Source organism: Algoriphagus aquimarinus (assembly GCF_007997215.1).
Classification (GTDB): Bacteria; Bacteroidota; Bacteroidia; order Cytophagales; family Cyclobacteriaceae; genus Algoriphagus; species Algoriphagus aquimarinus_A.
The window spans coordinates 82482-100816 of record NZ_VORW01000015.1; the positions used below are offsets into that span (position 1 = coordinate 82482).

Consider the following 18335-nt stretch of genomic DNA (forward strand, 5'->3'; position numbering starts at 1 on the left):
ATTTTCCAAAATCGTTTTACTTCTTTTGTTTCATAGGCAACTCATAAACAGGTAAATACCTAACATAAATACATTATTATAGGTATAACTAATCAATTTATTATTTAATAAAAGCATAATTTAAATTCGTATTTATCGCTAGTGAATAATCAATACTGATTAAATTCTATTGTATAACAAATAGAGGTCTATGACCCATTTCAGCTAACTAAAATGAGTCATAATTAACCTGTAACACAAGTTTCTAATCTTAGAAAATCGATGCGCTTTCCTAGTTGAAAACAATAGGAATTCATAAAGCTAGACCGCCTTATTCAACAGCACGGGAATTGAATTGGCAACTTAAGTAGTTGCAATAATCCCATATTTTATTTTTCCTTTAAAATGAAATAGGACGCCACAATACATAAAGAGTTTCTATATTATCTCTTTGGCTTCACAGAATTACATTTAAAGAATATCACAATTTACGCCAAATTATCAGTAGGCTACTAGCGCTTTTTGCCAAATTATTATACAATATTACCATAAGAAAGCAGAATACTACAACATCTAACTAAGAACAGAAAGTGCAATCATTATGAATATCCTAATTATTACCTTATATAATTAAAATATGAAAAATCAAATCACATTCCTATTGTTAAATACACAATAATCACCTTGAATTGAGTCAATAATCCCATACAATTGGAACTCATTACTATTGGATCGATCAACTAATTGAACTAAATTTATATCAATAAGCCAAGAAAATAGATGAGCGCATCAACCTAAAGGACGCGTTCATTCTAACAAACACACATTATATCTGCAACATGAAAATTGAGAATAGAAGACGCTACTTTTTAAAGTTAAAAACAATCATGCTATACTGTGTAATAGCATTGGTCTTCCAAACCAACGCCGCTTTTTCACAGCAAATGACCGAAAACACTTCCTTTAAACCTGGTGGACAATGGCTGGCAGATGATGGAGAACACATTGATAGCCATGGAGGCAATATCATCTATGTGGAATCTTCCCATACTTACTACTGGTACGGCGAGCATAGAGGTACTCCTAGAGGCGCTTCCTGTTATTCATCAAAAGACCTTTACAATTGGAAAAATGAAGGTGTGGTTCTGGAAAAAGGAGAGATTGAAGTTTTTGAAAGGCCAAAAGTCGTATATGACGAAGTAAATAAAAAATATGTCATGTGGTTTCACTTTGACAACTCAAAATACTTAACAGCCGAGTTGGGCGTGGCCACCAGCGATAGCCCCACCGGTCCATTCGTTGTTCAGGATCATTATAGACCAAATGGGCATGAATCCCGCGATATAGGAATGTACTTTGAGCCTGACACCAAGAAAGCATACATAGGCTACGCGGCAGATCACATTAATAAAACTGTGCGAATGGTAGAGTTATCCGATGACTACCTATCTACCACCACTAATGACGTAGATATAGACGCGCATTGTGAAGGCCCTGGTATTTTGAAGAAAAATGGCAAATTCTACCTGCTGACGAGCGGATGTTCTGGATGGACGCCTAACCCCGCTACGTATTACACAGCCGAAAATATCATGGGGCCATACACAAAGCATGGCAATCCATTTGTCGGCGATGCTGGCAACAACTCTTTCAATTCCCAACCCTGTTTTATCTTTAAAATCCCGGGATACAAAGATGCCTATCTCTACATGGGCGATCGGTGGAATGGCAGGGGAAAACCTGAATCAGAATATGTATTTCTACCAATAACCATCACTGAAGAGGGTGAAATGGAAATTCACTGGTATAATGAGTGGAACCTGAGTATGTTTACTCCGGATAAAACGAGGTGAGTTTTACTTAAGATATTCAATCTTGTCTAGCAAAAAACCACTCTTATTAGGCGCGTCTCAACAAATTTAAAGGTGGGATTCACCTAATGACCTCTAAGAAATAACTAGCTTACTAAACTAAATTAAAAACCTATTAATATGAAGACCTTCCTGCCTGCCCTCCTGCTCTTATTTTTGACTTATAATTCGGCTTGTTCACAAGACAAATCTTCTAATTCACCTAATCTAAAGTTTACAGTAGAGGAAGCCTATCCTAAGCTTTCCTTCACCAGGCCTGTGGATTTTCAGCATGCTGGTGACAACTCTAATAGAGTATTTGTGGTGGAGCAACGGGGCGTTATTTCCGTTTTACAAAATGAAGCTGGAGCTTCTACGAAAACTGATTTTCTGGCTATTGAAAGTAAAGTAGATGATTCCGGAAATGAAGAAGGATTATTGGGGCTGGCCTTTCATCCAAACTATAAAAGCAATGGATTTTTCTATGTAAACTATACTGCGAACAATCCAGAGCGAACTGTGATTTCACGTTTTTCAGTTTCCTCTTCAAATCCTAATCAGGCAGATGCGGCTAGTGAACTAGTTTTATTAGAATATAACCAGCCTTATGGCAATCATAATGGAGGTCAAATTTCATTTGGGCCAGATGGGCACCTCTATATCGCAGTTGGGGATGGAGGAAATGGCGGAGACCCAAAAGGAAATGGACAAAACAGAAGCACGTTATTGGGAAGTATTCTCAGAATAGATGTTAATCAGAAAAATGGAGCTACCAACTACTCTATCCCTGCGGATAATCCATTTGCAAAAAATACCGAAGGTTTTCGTGAGGAGATTTATGCTTATGGCTTGCGCAACCCTTGGAGATTTAGCTTTAACTCAGCCAATGGACAATTGTGGGTTGGTGATGTAGGACAAAATAAATACGAAGAAATAGATATTATCAAGAAAGGCGGGAACTACGGTTGGAATACGATGGAAGGTTTCCATTGTTTTAATTCCCCCGATTGTGATAGAAACGGTTTGGAGTTACCCGTTTGGGAATACGATCGTTCTCAGGGAGATATTTCCATCACCGGAGGTTTTGTTTATCATGGAGCTGCTCTCAAAGAATTAAAGGGATTGTATATCTATGCAGATTATGTGTCCGGTAGAATCTGGAGTTTGGATACTACTGATCCTCAACAACCAATAAACACCGAATTATTGAATTCGGATTTCCCGATCTCCTCCTTTGGTGTTGACCAAAATCAGGAGTTATACATCTGTGGATTTGATGATAAAATATACAAGCTCAGCTACGAGTAACTCAACTGTAATCAGAAAGTATCCTCTGTAAAGCTACCAGAGTGTAGTTTGCTACCACTCCTTAGTATCAAATACCCTCCTGCGATACCAAGAGCTATCCTTAGTGCTATATTTCGCTTGCTTACCGCAAGAGACAAAACATAGGTCCCTGATATCAAGGAAGCCAACCCTTCTGAAAAATGAGTTATTTTCTTCAAACCATACAAGACATTATTTTTTTCATGTTTCATAGTGCTGTGTTTTATGTTTTAAAAGCTGATCACAAGTCAATCTATTATTTCAAATCTCAACTGGCAATCCCTCCAGTTGAGATTTGAAAATCAATAGGAAGTTTTACACTTGGTCGGATTTCTATGTTTAATCCTTTCGCTGCAAAAAGGCTACGTAAAGTTCGCTCATAAAACTTAGTGCTCGAACTCCATAGATCCTCCTCTTCTTTATCAATTTCTAAACATTCTATATTTTTAAGAAACTGGGAAGAAATCAATTTAGTAATCCACTCAAAATCTGTCGTCTGAATCCTCCCAAGGCTTACTTTTTTACCCAAATGCCTAGCCCAAGTAGTAACAAACACAATGTCTTCTGCAAAAATATTCTCAGAATAATCTTGATTTAACCTGTTGGCCGGATTTCTCCATAGTTCAAGTAAGGTGAAATGTTGCCCATGCTTATGAATGAAATACTCCACTATTTCCAGTAAGGAATGTTTTTGGCAAACTGAACTTCGGGAAGTCTTTGAGAAATTATCAAAGCATAGTTCCAGTTCGAAACTCTCAGCCAAAGTAGGCACTAGCCAATCATACCATTGAAGTCCTCTTTTAGTATTGAACGCCGCACAATCTATCCCAAGTCGAATAGAGCTTATGCCTTCAGACTGAAGCCTGTCTACAGTTAGCTTTAATTCCTTCCTATTTTTAATTGAGAACCACATCACTCCCTCAGTCATGGATTCCAAGTAAGAGGGGTCATTTACTGGAAGTGAATTTATTTTCATTGGTTAAAAATTTTGGGTTTAAGAATATTTCAAATTTGCCGGACACTGTAATCTTATAATTCAATCAATTCAAAAATTCCTCCGAAATTAATAAGCCTATCTATGGCCTTTAAACAGCATTTCTGGATTTCTCCTAACTAAAATAAGAGACAAAATTTGCTCAATTTGCGGAGGGCTTTCTTATACTTATTTAAAATCGATGCTCAGTAATTTCGGCTATTAGGCTTTCGTCTGCTTGTTTTTGCGATTGGACCGGAGCAAAAGCAGATTAGTATTTCTTTCAAATCCGACATATGTACTTGTTAAAGAACCTCCATAGAGTGACCAAATAGATTCTCAAAACATCCAAAGTAACTTGTAAACAAGTTGATTTTTATAAGCTTTTTTTCGCACTTTTAATACCTTAACCCTCCTACAAGTTTTAGGTAAACCAGATTGACTATGATTGATATTGAGCGCCTAGACCATGTGCTGATCACCATCCCAACAAATACAAGAAAAGAAGCTATACGCTTTTACACCCAAACACTAGCTCTCGAAGAAATCCTCGGAAATCATCCCAATGGAGCCATATGGGTAAGATTCGGAGATATAGAACTGCACATAAGAGAAGAAGATATTCATCAAAATAATTCCGAGAGGCATGCAGCTGTGGTAGTAAAAGACTTATCAGCAGCAAAAGCTTTCTTGCAGAAGGAAAATATCGAAATCAGTTTCTCTTCGGTAATTGAAGGTCGTGCTCGATGTTTTTTCAGAGATCCTTGGGGGAATAGATTTGAGTTGATTGAATACGATAAGTAAAGTCGCTTAAGACTCAACTATCCTCGCCAAGTCAACCCATCTTTTGATCGTAAAAGTCCAAGTTTGAAAAGCTGACTAAAAAGTAAGCTTTTTCCAACAACACCTAATTTTCAAAGGCAATCAATCAAGTATTAGCACCATTTAAAATGATTCTTCTGCTTTAATCGCTGATTTTTTACTTTATTCGGGTTCTTAATAAACCCGAATCATACTTAATAAATAGAAATTATAAGTTTTAAATTAAATACATGAAAGAGATAGTAGAAGCTATTAACGCTGTTGTTTGGAGTAATGCCCTCATTTTTCTTTGCTTGGCAGCTGGTGTATATTTCTCCTTTGCCACCAAATTTCTTCAAGTCACCTATTTAAAAGAGATGGTTCAGCTCTTATTCAAGGGTGAATCATCAGCCAAAGGCGTTTCATCCTTCCAGGCATTTGCCATAGCCATTTCTGGAAGAGTAGGAACAGGAAATATTGCTGGAGTAGCCACAGCCATAGCAATGGGAGGTCCGGGAGCTATCTTCTGGATGTGGATGATTGCCTTCCTTGGCGCATCCTCAGCATTTGTAGAATCCACCCTAGGCCAAATCTATAAAGAAGTCAATGACGGACAATACAGAGGAGGTCCTGCTTATTATATAGAAAAAGGAATCGGTAAAAAATGGTACGCTATGCTTTTCGCTTTTGCTACGATCCTGGCTACTGCCATCTTTATGCCGGGTGTGCAAAGTAATAGTATTGCCTTGAGTATGGCCAATGCCTTTGATATTCCGGTGATGTACACTGGTATTTTGATCACCATACTGATGGGTTTGATCATTTTAGGAGGAGTCAAAAGAATCAGTAAAGTAGCCGAAGTAGTCATACCATTTATGGCTGGGGCTTATATTCTGATGGCTGTGATTATAATTTCTATAAACATCACAGAAGTGCCTATGATCTTTGCCTTGATATTCAAATCAGCATTCAACATGGAAGCTGCTTTCAGTGGAGTATTTGGTATGGCGATCGCTTGGGGTGTCAAAAGAGGAATTTACTCCAACGAAGCTGGACAGGGAACTGCGCCACATGCAGCAGCCGCCGCCGAGGTGAGCCATCCTGTAAAGCAAGGGTTGGTACAGGCATTTTCGGTATATGTAGACACGCTGTTTGTATGTACTGCTACTGCCTTGATGATCCTATTTACAGGTCAATATAATGTCGAAAACCCAGATGGAGGATTTATAGTTGAAAATCTACCAGGGGTTGCTTACGGGCCAGAATTCACCCAGTATGCCGTGGCGTCTCAATTCCCCACTCTTGGAGCAGGTTTTGTAGCTATCTCTTTGCTGTTTTTCGCCTTTACCACTATCATGGCTTATTACTATATCGCGGAGACCAACTTGAGTTACTTGATCAGAAAGACCCACAACAAATGGGGAATCTGGGTACTCAGAATTGCGATTCTAGGAGCCACTTTCTACGGAACGATCAAAACTGCCGAAATGGCCTGGACTATGGGAGATATCGGTGTAGGACTGATGGCTTGGCTAAATATTATTGCAATCATTCTTCTTCGTAAGCCAGCTTTCAAAGCTTTGAAAGATTACCAGCGTCAGAAGAAAGAAGGTAAAGATCCAGTCTTCATTGCGAAGGATGCTGGGATTGATAATGCTGACTTCTGGGTAAAGCGGGATCCTGAAAATTAACAGCGGATATCGTAAGGAACTTAGTTAATAAAAAATCAACTGTAATGATTGCAGTAGTTCTACAAGCTCACTAACCAAGTTTAACTCGGAGTGCACAAAGTTTAGACGTTGCATACCCGAAAACAGTTGGGCTCTTGGGACGCAAATCAATTCCCAATCTCAAGTATAAATAAATAAAAAAAGGGCTGAAAGCCCTAGATATCAAAGCCAGGCTCGACAGGGCTGGGTTATAAAACAGAGTATTCTAAGGAAAGGCGCTGAAAGTGCGAATTAGAATATCTCAACACCTTTTCCAAAAGCCGACGATTAATTGTCGGCTTTTTCGTTTTTAGCTTTCCAATAATAAAGCAAATCTACAAATCATCCTCGCTCTTCGAGATTTGTAATCTCATCTTTCTTTAAACCTGACTTAGAAACCCTTACTTTCGGATAAGCAGCACTTAGAGCACTAAATGATAGCGACCATTTAAAATAAGGCATGAAAGAGTTAAAGGGGAAAACAGTACTAATCACCGGTGGAGCATCGGGAATTGGCAAAATAATGGTTCGCTTGATGCTGGCGCGCAAAGCCAAGGTGATTATTTGGGATATAAATCAAGCCAGCATTGATGCTACTATCTCGGATTTCAGAAACGGAGAAGCCATTTTTGGCTTTCAAGTAGATGTGTCTAATAGTGAGCAAATCCATGAAACTGCCAACCGGGTAAAACAGCAAATTGGCATAGTTGACGTGCTAATAAATAATGCCGGGATCGTGGTAGGCAAATACTTCCATGAACATTCCGACTCAGACATTACAGCGACAATGGCGATAAATACCAATGGGCCAATGCTTATCACGAAGGAGTTTTTGGGAGATATGATCAATCAAAATTCCGGGCATATCTGCAACATAGCGTCTTCCGGAGGTCTAGTCTCCAACCCCAAAATGTCAGTCTATGCAGCAAGTAAGTGGGCGCTGATTGGCTGGTCTGATAGCCTTCGTCTGGAAATGGAGCAATTGAACAAAGACGTGAATGTCACTACTATCATGCCCTATTACATCAATACAGGCATGTTTGATGGCGTAAAATCGAGGATTCCCATTCTCGAACCAGAGGCCGCAGCTGCGACAATTGTAAAAGCAATTGAGAGGAATAAAAAAATGGTTACGATCCCGGGATACATTTACCGATTCACCCGTTTGGGCCAAGCAATCATGTCAATTGCAGTTTTTGATTGGTTTGCAGGATCTGTGATGGGGATTTACAAGACTATGGAGCACTTCGTGGGTAGAAAGAAATAAGATTCCAAAGAGCGATGTTTCATATATAGAATTCAGCCTTTCTTTAGTAGCACTTACAATATCAATCACAATAGTATAGTCATCTAAGTTTTCATCTATTATTTATTTATATCCGTACTTGCATCAGTAAAAGACAAAAGCGACTTAGCAAATGGTTAAAATTAGCAAATTCGGCACTTCGGTCATCGGTCATCGGTCTTCCAGCCACCTACCCAAAGAAAATAAGGTAATTGGCATAATTGAGATAATTAGAATTTTTTAATAAAATGATCATACTAATTGGAGCAGGCTTATCGGGTCTATTGACGGCTTACCGTCTACAAAAGGAAGGAATTCCATTCAAAATTCTAGAAGCTAGAGCAAGAATTGGCGGAAGAATAAACACGGTAGTAGGATCAGATAATACACCGGTAGAAATGGGAGCAACTTGGTTTGGAACCCAGCACCAGCATTTACTCGCGCTCTTGAATGAATTGGGAATTGGTTACTTCGAGCAAAGCATGGATGGTAGCGTACTCTTTCAGAACTCTCCAAACTCACCCGCAGAAGCTATACAAATTCCACCTCAGGCTCCTAGCTATAGAATCTCTGGAGGTACATCTCACCTGATCAATACGCTATATGCTTCGCTTGATAAAGATGACATTTTACTAAATCAAGCAGTGAAAGAGATACATTTTCACCAAACTAATGTAGAGGTGATAGCAAAGGAAACCTTTGAAGCAAGCAAAATAGTATTGGCTCTTCCTCCTAAACTATGGGCTCAGAAAATCTCTTTTTCCCCACCTCTTCCGAGCAATTTGATGGACACGGCAGTACACACCCATACTTGGATGGAAGACTCCATTAAAATTGCATTGAGTTATAAGGAGCCATTTTGGGAAAAACAAAAGCTCTCAGGAATGCTATTCTGCAATACAGGACCAGTTACGGAGTTTTACGATCACAGCAATCAGGAGCGATCCACTTTTGCCCTGTGTGGATTTGTCAACTCCTACTTTAAGAGATTAACTTATGAGGAGCGAAAGGCTAGTATCATCATGCAGTTGCAAAATGCTTTTGGATCTGAAGCTACGAGTTTCATTGAGTACACAGAATGCGTCTGGAGCGAAGAAAAACACACGTATGAATCCTCGGAACCTGAGCTTTTCCCCCATCAAAATAACGGAAACCCTATTTTCAAAAACACCTTTTACGATGATCGAATGATCATTTCCAGCTCAGAATCTGCGGCTCATTCCCCGGGTTATATGGATGGTGCAGTGTATGCGGGAAACATAACAGCAAAAAAACTAATCGCTTCAAAATAGGATTTCCCATCGCACTTTTAAAAGCTGACAGTTACTTGTCAGCTTTTTTATCTTAACTGTACAAACAGTGATTAAACTGACCTAATCGAGAATTTACATGTTTTTACTTTCTAAATACTCGCTCGTCGAGTACCGATGAATATCGAGGACGCAATCTCTAATCCTTACCTGTGGATTCCCAATCCTTTCAACATTCAGATTTATCTAAATCGTCTAACCGAAATTCTTAATTTGGTCTTAGCGAAACTCTCTGACCTCTGGACAATTGCGATATAGGCACAATAGAATAAGGGAGTTGCGTAAAAATTCGCAATACCAATTATAAAAAAATAGGACTTCTACTAGTGACATTATAATTTTTTCTTGTTTCTTGTTTACGTGAAAAATAGCAGTTTTCTTCCAATACCCGAACTTCAGGATTTTATTGCATCCTATGTTATTCAGGAGATTCCTGAAGGTGAAACTGAGACTTTTTTTTCACCCCCATTGGCCATGAGTGGATTTATATTTACTGTGGTTAACGGATCGGGTTCCTTGGACGCTAAAATTGAAAACAGGGATTTTTTTACAGAAAACGCAGTGGCTACTGGCCAGGTAACTTCTCCTGTATATGGTCAAATGGTTGGGGAATTAAAGACTATTCTGGTCTTTTTCAAACCTACCGGAATGCATCGCCTTTTCAGAAACGATCTTTCAGAGTTAACTAATACTTCCAAAACATTAGCTGAATTTTTAGGTCAGGAGGAAGCGGATCTTCTGTGGAAAAATTTGACGGATCATTCCGATAATGAGAAGCAAATAGAGGTGTTAAATAATTTTTTCAAAAAAAGAATTCCAACAGATGGAAAGGAAGATACATTTGAACAGGTGCTGGATTATATCCATGAAATGAATGGAGGGAAAACCTTAGCCGATATAGAGCAAAACTTTTCCTATACTAGAAAGACCTTAGAACGCCGTTTTAAAAAAATGGTAGGACTCTCTCCAAAAGTTTATATCCAAATATACCGCTTCAAATGCCTCTTCAATTTTTTGCATGCAAATCCTGGTATTACCTGGGTGCAGCTTGCCAACCAGACCGGATATTATGACCAGTCTCATATGTCGCGCTACGTTCGAGAGTATTTGCAGGTTTCCCCAAACAGCATCGTACAGCTAGATATGGAGCTGATCAATTACCTTCTGAACAGATAATCAGGAATTGGCAGTATACTAATTATCAACAAGGTAGAATGTCGCATTTGTACAAGATTTTGTTAGTAAAGCAGCCTTATTTTTAGGGATTACAGATCAGTCTTGCTACCCAAACTATAGTAAGAGTCAAATTTTTTATAAACCAAACGAAATGAAAAGCTCACTTTTTTTTGTGGCATTGTGTCTACCGATTTTATGCCATGCACAACTATAGACCCCTCAATTCCACCTATCCTTATCCCCAAAATCAAAAAGACATGAACCCATCCGCCTCAAAGACCGAACGATTACATTCTCTGGATTCTCTAAGAGCAATTATGATGATGCTTGGAATTGTTTTACACTCTGTAATCACTTACGATACTATAGCACACGGAGCTGAATGGCTTATAAACTATAACTAAATTCTTTTTTAATAAATTTTTATGAAAAATCTCTTAATACAAATTTTACTATCCGTTTGGGTAACGAGCGCTTTTTCCCAGGAGATCATTCAGGGAAAAGTGATAGACCTTCAATCTAATAAGGTTTCCTATGCGAATGTGCTTCTCCTAAATGTACCCGATTCTACATTTATCAAAGGAGCAATTACAGATGAATCTGGGGTCTTTACTTTTACAAATATTCCAAAGGGGAATTACTTTATTGAAACTTCTTTCCTTGGTTATACCAAAGCCTACAGCCCTGTTTTCAATTTTTCGGGAATGGAAAAACATGATTTAGACCCAATCACGTTGACCGAGGAAGCAAGTAACCTAGAAGAGGTAACTATAAGTGCTTCCCGACCTCTCTTTGAAATGGAAATGGGGAAAATGGTGGTCAATGTCGCAAACAGCGTGACATCTGCGGGTTTTTCTGTCATTGACCTGTTGGAAAGATCCCCCGGGGTGATAGTCAACAGACAAAACAATACCATGTCTCTGGCCGGGAAAAATGGGGTGGTGATTCTGATGAACGGGAAACGATTCCGAATGCCTGTGGAGGCCGCGTTTCAGATGTTGGCGGGGTTGAATTCAAGTGATGTGGAAAAACTCGAGATTATAACTGTCCCTCCGGCAAACTATGATGCAGATGGCGATGCGGGATTTATCAATGTCGTCATGAAACGAAATAATGGCATGATCGGCACCAATGGTTCGGTGACAGTGGGCCAGGGCTACGGCTCCGGATATCAAGGAAATTTAAGTTTTAACATTAATCATCAGGGACCGAAATTCAGCTGGTTTACGCTAGTAACTCCAAGCGTAATAAATCAAGTTGGAATTTGGGAAAGCCGACGAAGTAATAATGATGGATTTGAGGACATTTCTATTAACACTGTCTCGGATGATCGGGCGAGCACTAGAAAAACAATCAACTATCAGGCAGGATTTGACTATTCGATTGGTAAGAATACCACCCTGAGCGCATTGGTCAGCGGGTATGAAAACAGATGGAATCAAGTAGCACCAATACTTACAGAAGCCCAGTATTCCATTTCGCCAGATACAACTATAGACATGACCCTGACTGAAAAAAACTACTGGAGTCACATTATGGGTAATATTAACATCCAACATACTTTTCAAAATGGACAAGTACTCAGCGCAGATTTAGATTACCTCACTTACAATAATACTAATCCGACTTGGTACACTACCACCTTTTTTGATGAATCTGATAATGTGATTGATTCAGAAGAATTTAGAATCTCAAAAGACACACCGATAGATATGTGGGTGAGCAGCGTAAACCACTCAATGAAAATCGGAAAATCGGTTAAGGTGGACTCAGGGATTAAAGGCACATTTTCAGAATTAAGCAATACGGTGGTTTTTGAAGAGCAATTTGGATCAGAATGGATCGGCAATCCAACCTATAGCAGCGACGGGATTTTGACGGAGGATATTCTGGCAGCCTTCTCTACTGCAGCTATTGTTTTCAATGATAAGACGTCTTTAAATGCAGGATTACGCTATGAGAATACCAAAACAAATCTTACAGCTTTATCCGGGAAAGAGCTGGTCAATCGGAACTATGGAGATTTTTTTCCAACGGTTCAATTAGCTCAAAAAATGGGGGAGAATAGCCAGACTACCTTTAGCTATGGAAGAAGAATCACCCGTCCGACGTTTAACCAAATGGCACCTTGGGTCATTTTTTCGGATCGATTTACCCTATTCGCCGGGAATACCAACATTCTTCCTACCTACACGAATAACCTAAAAGTTGACTATTCCTTTAAGAGCCTGATTGTTTCGGCCCAGTATAGTCATGATAAAAATGCAATTGCAGCATTTCAGCCTACTCTGGATGAAGAGACCAATACCACATTCTTGAAAACGGAGAATATTGACCAAATACAAACCATCTCCATCATGTTTGCTTTTCCGATACAGCTTACACCCTGGTGGGAAATGCAAAATAACTTCACTGCCAATTTCCAAAGGGCTAATTCTGTTCTTAATGATGAGGCTTATGAAGTGGATCAAAAAAGCGTACAAGTGATTACGACCAACACGTTTACCCTTCCTAAAAAATACGCCATCGAGCTGGTCGGGTATTATAATTCACCAACTATCAACGGGTATTTCCTATGGCTTTCCAGAGGATTTGTCAATCTGGGAATCAAGAAAGATTTTGAAAAGGCTGGGGTATTGAGACTGTCTTGCAATGATATTTTTGAAACTACCCAATTGAGGTGGAATTCCTTTGAAGGTTCCAATATTGGTTTTTCAGGAAGATATAAGTTTGATAAGCGGGTCTTTATGGCCACTTACACCTATAATTTCGGAAACAATAAGGTCAAAGGAACCCGAAGCAGATCTGTAGGATCCCAAGCCGAGCAGCGAAGAGTATCAAATTAAACGTTGACGGCACGATTGTTTTTGATCATTCCTTCAATCTTATCAGCACAACCATTATATGTTTTGTCACTTATCATTATCTAGTTAGAGGCACATTTATTGGCAAGTTTCTGAACGGTAGGAAATACTCAAAAAAAGTAATGGATAACCACTTAGCTGAACCGGCTATAAAAACAGCATGAAATATCTAACCGAAATTTATAATTTGGTCTTAGCGAAACCATGATGACCTATGGACAATTGCAGTATAGATTCAATAAGGGTCGGGAATAGCGTATATACAGGTATTTTGAGCAATAATACAACAACTAAAAAATGAAATCATTTAAGAAAGCACTTCTACTATTAGTATCAATAGTTTCAATTTTTGTAATCTATCTAGTTTTTAATACTCTAAACTTTAAGACAAAGCAACTAAATTCTGATCCAATTGAAGTTCTTAAGGTTAACTCATCTTCAAAAGAGAATTTCTCTAAGGCTATAAAAATAAAAACAATATCGCCTGAGAATACAATAGATTTTGACTCGATTCAATTCCAACACTTTTCAGATTTTTTAAAAAACACTTATCCATTAGTAGATTCTCTTCTAGAAAAGAAAACCTTTAATTCATATAGTTTTCTTTATAAATGGATGGGTTCAGATCTAACTCTTAAACCAATTGTTTTAATGGCACATCTAGATGTTGTTCCTGTTATTGAACAAAATCGAGCAAATTGGAAACACGATCCGTTTGGTGGAGAAATAATAAATGATACTATTTGGGGACGAGGAGCTATAGATAATAAAGTTGGTGTTATTGGCATCATGGAATCTTTAGAGCTTTTATTAAAGGATGGATTTCTACCAAAACGCAGTATTTATATTGCTTTTGGACATGATGAAGAAATAGGCGGGTTAAATGGCGCGGTCAAAATTGCTCAATATTTGAAAGAAGAAAATATTGAAGCAGAATTTGTTTTAGATGAAGGAGGAAGTATTGTACAGAAACTAGTTCCCGGTATTGAAAAAGACGTTGCTCTTATAGGAATTGCAGAAAAAGGCTTTGTTTCTTTAGAATTGTCAGTAAGTATAGAAGGCGGTCATTCATCAATGCCAGAGAGAGAAACGGCAATAGATGTACTCTCTAATGCTATAGTTAAAGTTAAACAAAATCCTTTCCCAGCTGTAATTTCACCACCAATTGAAGAATTTATAGAGAATCTAGGTCCAGAGATGCCATTTGCAAATAAATTAGTATTTGCAAATAAAGCAATTTTCAAGTCTTTGATTACAGGCATATATGAAGAATCTGCTTCAGGCAATGCACTTGTAAGAACAACTACCTCGCCCACTATCTTTAATAGTGGAGTGAAGGATAATATTATTCCGCTAACAGCAAGTGCTGTGATAAATTTCAGAATTATTCCTGGAGAAACAATTGCTACTGTTACAAATCGCGTCAATCAAATTATAAATGATGAACGCATTACAATTAAAACAGGTGCGTTTGTTTCCGAACCATCAAAAGTGTCGAGTACAAGTTCCTTTGGCTTTAAAACACTTAATAAAACTATTTCAGAAATTTACCCAACCGCACTTGTAGCACCATACTTAGTAGTAGGGGCAACAGATTCTAGACATTTCAATGCTATTTCTGATAATATTTATAGGTTTTCTGCGATCAGAATAAATAAGGAAAACATAAAATCTTTTCATGGATTGAACGAACGATTACCAATTAGTGATTTTGAAAATTCAATTCGCTTTTATCATCAATTAATAATAAATAGTACTTCTAAATAACTACTCATAAAACCATGTATAAAAATTAACAATAAAAGTATATACATAAAATATAGGTCAGTGATAATCCAAAAAGAAGTTACTTTGATTCGCTCCTTTTCATATACCAACCGTTAGCCTTTATTATTAACCACCATTCCTAAACATTGACCATGAAGAAAAAACGTACTTGGAAATTTTGGACAGGAAGAACCTTGCTGACATTGCTAATCCTTGGAGGATTGTGGTTGACCAACCTTATTTGGTTTCGTCCCTTCAACATCAATCATTTTTATGAAAGGGTGTTCGTAGAACTTGTATTAAACAGTCCTGAAATAACTACACAATTGGGTATTCCTATTGTTTATGATTGGACTAAAGACGAGCTTGATGATATCTCAGATGACAAGCAGAGGGAAAACTTCAATAAATCTAAGGAGGATTATGAAACCCTATTGAGCTATAATTATGACAACCAGTCACCAGAAAATCAATTGAACACTGATATTTTGGGCTACTATATGAAAATGAATACGGTAGAAGCTGAGCTTTTCTTTTACCATAACTATCCGGTTAACCAAATGTTCGGCATACAAAGCGGTTTACCTAGTATGATGGTAAGTGCTCACAAACTCAATGATGTTAGTGATATTCAAGCCTATATCTCACGTTTATCAAAATTCGAAACTAAATTTTCTCAACTTATAGAAGGTCTCAAAATAAGAGAATCAAAAGGAATCATCACGCCAGAATTTATCAATATCATTTTACTGAATGAAATGAAGGGATTTGTTGGCCTGAAAACTGATAGTTTAGGGAAATCAACTACAAAACCGAATGCTGTTACTTCTAATATTCTCTACACCAATTTTGAAACCAAAGTTGATCTATTGGAAAACATTTCAGAAGAAGAAAAGACAAAACATAAAAAAGAAGTGGCTGATGCCATTGAGATGGTGGTTTTTCCTGCATACCAAAATCTTATTTCATATTTCGAAAATCTAAATTTAAAAGCTACCAATGATGCAGGTGTATGGAAATTGCCAAATGGTGATGCCTATTATCGCTTCATGTTAAAGCAAATGACAACTACAAATTATACGCCTGAAGAAGTACATAACCTAGGACTTTCAGAAGTAGATAGAATCAAGGCAGAAATGTACGCTATTTTAGAGGCGGAAAGCTATGCTGATCCTACTAAAACCATTGGTCAAATTATTCAACAGCTCAATAAAGAAGAACGATTTCTGTATCCGGATACCGACGAAGGACGTGAAATGATCTTGGCAGATTATAAAAGTATGATAGATGATATAAGCCAAGACATGAGTAAGGCATTCAACATTATGCCAAAAGCAGGCATGGATGTAAAACGTACTCCAATATTCAAGGAGGAAGGCGTTGTGGCTCCCTATTATGAAGGCCCTGCCATGGATGGCTCCAGAGGTGGTGTTTTCTATGCTAACTTAAGAGATATTAGAGAGACCATAAAGTTCAAAATGAAAACTTTGGCCTACCACGAAGGGATTCCTGGGCATCATTTTCAAATTGCCTTACAAAATGAACTTCAAGGTGTTCCTACGTTTAGAACAGTTATTCCTTTTACAGCATATTCTGAAGGTTGGGCGCTTTATGCCGAGCGTTTAGCTTGGGAATTAGGGTATTATGAAAATGACCCTTATGGTAATTTAGGCAGGTTACAGGGAGAGATGTTTAGAGCAGTACGTTTGGTGGTCGATACTGGTATCCATTACAAAAAATGGACTCGAGAAGAAGCTATTGACTATATGGTTGAAAATACAGGTGTGACTACATCTGAAGTTACTTCAGAAATTGAGCGCTATATCGTAATGCCCGGACAAGCATGCGCATATAAGGTAGGCATGATGAAAATCTTGGAACTAAGAGAAAAAACAAAACAAGAACTTGGAAGTCAATTTGATTTAAGGGAGTTTCACAATGCAGTTTTACAAAATGGCGCTGTTCCTTTAGACATTTTAGAGGAGATAATTAATGACTATATCAAAGTCACTTTAGAGAATGGGAATGGTTAAAGCCTAAAAAAAACAAAGGCCAACAACACTTAGGAAAACATGCGGGATTTCCGTTATAATGAAGATAATTACATTCAATATAATTCACGGTGCAAAGGCCATTCACGCGTTCCAAAAACCGCTTGTTTCTTAGCCTGAGCGTTAGAAATATTTAAAAACACACAAATGAAAATATCAACTTTTGCTTTACTCTTATTTTTTTCACCAACAATTATTTTAGCTCAAGAGGCTTGGTTATCAACTCCGGAAAGTATTAATCAATTCAGGTTACGAGTTGAGGCAATGAGGCCAGATTCATCTCAATTTGACTTAAAGGTTACAAATAAGACTATTGAATTAACTGGGCGCGAATTAGAAATACGGATTTACAAACCAAGTGGAACGAGTGTAAAACCTACATTAATCTATGTTCATGGAGCATGTTGGGTTGCGGGAAGTCTAGATAGTCACGATGAAATCTGTAGATATTTATCTAAGAAAAGCGATGTTAACGTTGTAGCCATAAATTACAGATTAGCTCCTGAAAATAAGTTTCCTGCAGGCCATAATGATGTTTATGATGCTGTAGAATGGATATGGAATCATGCAAATGAACTCGGTTTAGATACAGAACAATTTGCAATTTCTGGAGAAAGTACTGGAGCATACTTTACTGCAGCCACAGCACTAAAATCGAGGGATAAAAAAGATGGCCCTAAATTTTCTTTTCAACTACTGGTTTATGCTGCTCTTGATGGAGGAGGCTCATCATGGAGCGAATGTAAAGATTTGTACTTTAACGATGCTGAAGACATTAGAAGTGAATATGGTTCCCCTCTTTGGTCAGATAATCTTTCAGGCTTGCCTCCTACTTTCAATATTTTTGGTCAGTACGAAATATCCAGAGCAGAAGAAGAATTATTCATGCGGAAATTGAAAGATGTAAATGTGGTTACGAAAAGCTTCATGAACGAAGGAGTGGGTCATGATGTCACAAATTGGCTGTCCGTTCAAACTGAAACTCCCGCACATTTGAAAGCAATAGAATATATAAATGAGGGATTTAAAATCAAATAAAGCTATGCCTGACAAGGTATATGCGATCATTGCTTTATAAAGTCAGTAACTCCTCTTAGTTGATTGACTTATTAGAAACCACTAGTGTCCGACTAAAGTAAGAATTTCTCAGAGAGGTTGAAAAGAACTTAATCAGAGGAGATTTTTGGGTGAAATTGGAATGTAAGCCCACTAGGTTGGAAATAGGGCCGTTTGGTTGGCTTTCA

The 18335-nt window shown here is 37.9% G+C and carries 14 protein-coding genes; 12 read left to right on the forward strand and 2 right to left on the reverse strand.

Annotated features, from left to right (window positions below; all coding sequences use genetic code 11):
- The first annotated feature begins 866 nt into the window (after positions 1–866).
- Both ESV85_RS16930 and ESV85_RS16935 read left to right on the forward strand, forming a co-directional pair.
- On the forward strand, positions 867–1832 hold the full coding sequence (locus ESV85_RS16930; RefSeq protein ID WP_146919674.1) for a glycoside hydrolase family 43 protein: 966 nt from the start codon (positions 867–869) through the stop codon (positions 1830–1832).
- Between the two features lie 138 nt (positions 1833–1970).
- Entirely contained in the window at positions 1971–3137 is a 1167-nt protein-coding gene (locus tag ESV85_RS16935; protein ID WP_146919676.1) for a PQQ-dependent sugar dehydrogenase, read from the forward strand.
- 11 nt (positions 3138–3148) lie between these two features.
- On the opposite strand, the gene ESV85_RS16940 is transcribed toward ESV85_RS16935, so the two are convergent.
- Entirely contained in the window at positions 3149–3367 is a 219-nt protein-coding gene (locus ESV85_RS16940; RefSeq protein WP_146919678.1) for a hypothetical protein, read from the reverse strand.
- A gap of 56 nt (positions 3368–3423) precedes the next feature.
- Complete coding sequence (locus ESV85_RS16945; protein WP_146919680.1) at positions 3424–4131, reverse strand: hypothetical protein; 708 nt, start codon at positions 4129–4131, stop codon at positions 3424–3426.
- A gap of 441 nt (positions 4132–4572) precedes the next feature.
- Between ESV85_RS16945 and ESV85_RS16950 the strand changes: the two genes are divergently transcribed.
- The 10 genes from ESV85_RS16950 (at position 4573) to ESV85_RS16995 (ending at position 18129) form a co-directional block, all read left to right on the forward strand.
- Entirely contained in the window at positions 4573–4932 is a 360-nt protein-coding gene (locus ESV85_RS16950) for a VOC family protein (protein WP_146919681.1), read from the forward strand.
- Positions 4933–5180: 248 nt separating this feature from the next.
- On the forward strand, positions 5181–6620 hold the full coding sequence (locus tag ESV85_RS16955; RefSeq protein ID WP_146919684.1) for an alanine/glycine:cation symporter family protein: 1440 nt from the start codon (positions 5181–5183) through the stop codon (positions 6618–6620).
- Between the two features lie 478 nt (positions 6621–7098).
- Positions 7099–7905 (forward strand): SDR family oxidoreductase, encoded by an 807-nt coding sequence (locus ESV85_RS16960; protein ID WP_146919686.1) that lies wholly within the window; start codon positions 7099–7101, stop codon positions 7903–7905.
- Between the two features lie 266 nt (positions 7906–8171).
- On the forward strand, positions 8172–9215 hold the full coding sequence (locus tag ESV85_RS16965) for a flavin monoamine oxidase family protein (protein WP_146919688.1): 1044 nt from the start codon (positions 8172–8174) through the stop codon (positions 9213–9215).
- Between the two features lie 378 nt (positions 9216–9593).
- Positions 9594–10409: a helix-turn-helix domain-containing protein gene (locus ESV85_RS16970; protein WP_146919690.1), complete on the forward strand. Its 816-nt coding sequence runs from the start codon at positions 9594–9596 to the stop codon at positions 10407–10409.
- Between the two features lie 257 nt (positions 10410–10666).
- On the forward strand, positions 10667–10813 hold the full coding sequence (locus tag ESV85_RS22350) for a hypothetical protein (protein WP_191322041.1): 147 nt from the start codon (positions 10667–10669) through the stop codon (positions 10811–10813).
- A gap of 21 nt (positions 10814–10834) precedes the next feature.
- Complete coding sequence (locus ESV85_RS16975) at positions 10835–13255, forward strand: outer membrane beta-barrel family protein (protein WP_146919692.1); 2421 nt, start codon at positions 10835–10837, stop codon at positions 13253–13255.
- 315 nt (positions 13256–13570) lie between these two features.
- Positions 13571–15040 carry a M20 family peptidase gene (locus ESV85_RS16985; protein WP_146919694.1) on the forward strand — a complete coding sequence of 490 codons (1470 nt, stop codon included), beginning with the start codon at positions 13571–13573 and terminating at the stop codon, positions 15038–15040.
- 152 nt (positions 15041–15192) lie between these two features.
- Complete coding sequence (locus tag ESV85_RS16990; protein ID WP_146919695.1) at positions 15193–17073, forward strand: DUF885 domain-containing protein; 1881 nt, start codon at positions 15193–15195, stop codon at positions 17071–17073.
- Positions 17074–17238: 165 nt separating this feature from the next.
- Positions 17239–18129, forward strand: coding sequence for an alpha/beta hydrolase fold domain-containing protein (locus tag ESV85_RS16995; protein ID WP_146919697.1), 891 nt, complete (start codon positions 17239–17241; stop codon positions 18127–18129).
- Positions 18130–18335: the final 206 nt, after the last annotated feature.

Excerpts from the sequence above, each read along its gene's own strand:
- ESV85_RS22350 (WP_191322041.1), top strand. The coding sequence starts at position 10,667 with ATGAACCCATCCGCCTCAAAGACCGAACGATTACATTCTCTGGATTCT.
- ESV85_RS16985 (WP_146919694.1), top strand. The coding sequence starts at position 13,571 with ATGAAATCATTTAAGAAAGCACTTCTACTATTAGTATCAATAGTTTCA.
- ESV85_RS16940 (WP_146919678.1), bottom strand. The coding sequence starts at position 3,367 with ATGAAACATGAAAAAAATAATGTCTTGTATGGTTTGAAGAAAATAACT.
- ESV85_RS16965 (WP_146919688.1), top strand. The coding sequence starts at position 8,172 with ATGATCATACTAATTGGAGCAGGCTTATCGGGTCTATTGACGGCTTAC.
- ESV85_RS16935 (WP_146919676.1), top strand. The coding sequence starts at position 1,971 with ATGAAGACCTTCCTGCCTGCCCTCCTGCTCTTATTTTTGACTTATAAT.
- ESV85_RS16930 (WP_146919674.1), top strand. The coding sequence starts at position 867 with ATGCTATACTGTGTAATAGCATTGGTCTTCCAAACCAACGCCGCTTTT.
- ESV85_RS16995 (WP_146919697.1), top strand. The coding sequence starts at position 17,239 with ATGAAAATATCAACTTTTGCTTTACTCTTATTTTTTTCACCAACAATT.
- ESV85_RS16975 (WP_146919692.1), top strand. The coding sequence starts at position 10,835 with ATGAAAAATCTCTTAATACAAATTTTACTATCCGTTTGGGTAACGAGC.
- ESV85_RS16945 (WP_146919680.1), bottom strand. The coding sequence starts at position 4,131 with ATGAAAATAAATTCACTTCCAGTAAATGACCCCTCTTACTTGGAATCC.
- ESV85_RS16955 (WP_146919684.1), top strand. The coding sequence starts at position 5,181 with ATGAAAGAGATAGTAGAAGCTATTAACGCTGTTGTTTGGAGTAATGCC.
- ESV85_RS16990 (WP_146919695.1), top strand. The coding sequence starts at position 15,193 with ATGAAGAAAAAACGTACTTGGAAATTTTGGACAGGAAGAACCTTGCTG.
- ESV85_RS16950 (WP_146919681.1), top strand. The coding sequence starts at position 4,573 with ATGATTGATATTGAGCGCCTAGACCATGTGCTGATCACCATCCCAACA.
- ESV85_RS16960 (WP_146919686.1), top strand. The coding sequence starts at position 7,099 with ATGAAAGAGTTAAAGGGGAAAACAGTACTAATCACCGGTGGAGCATCG.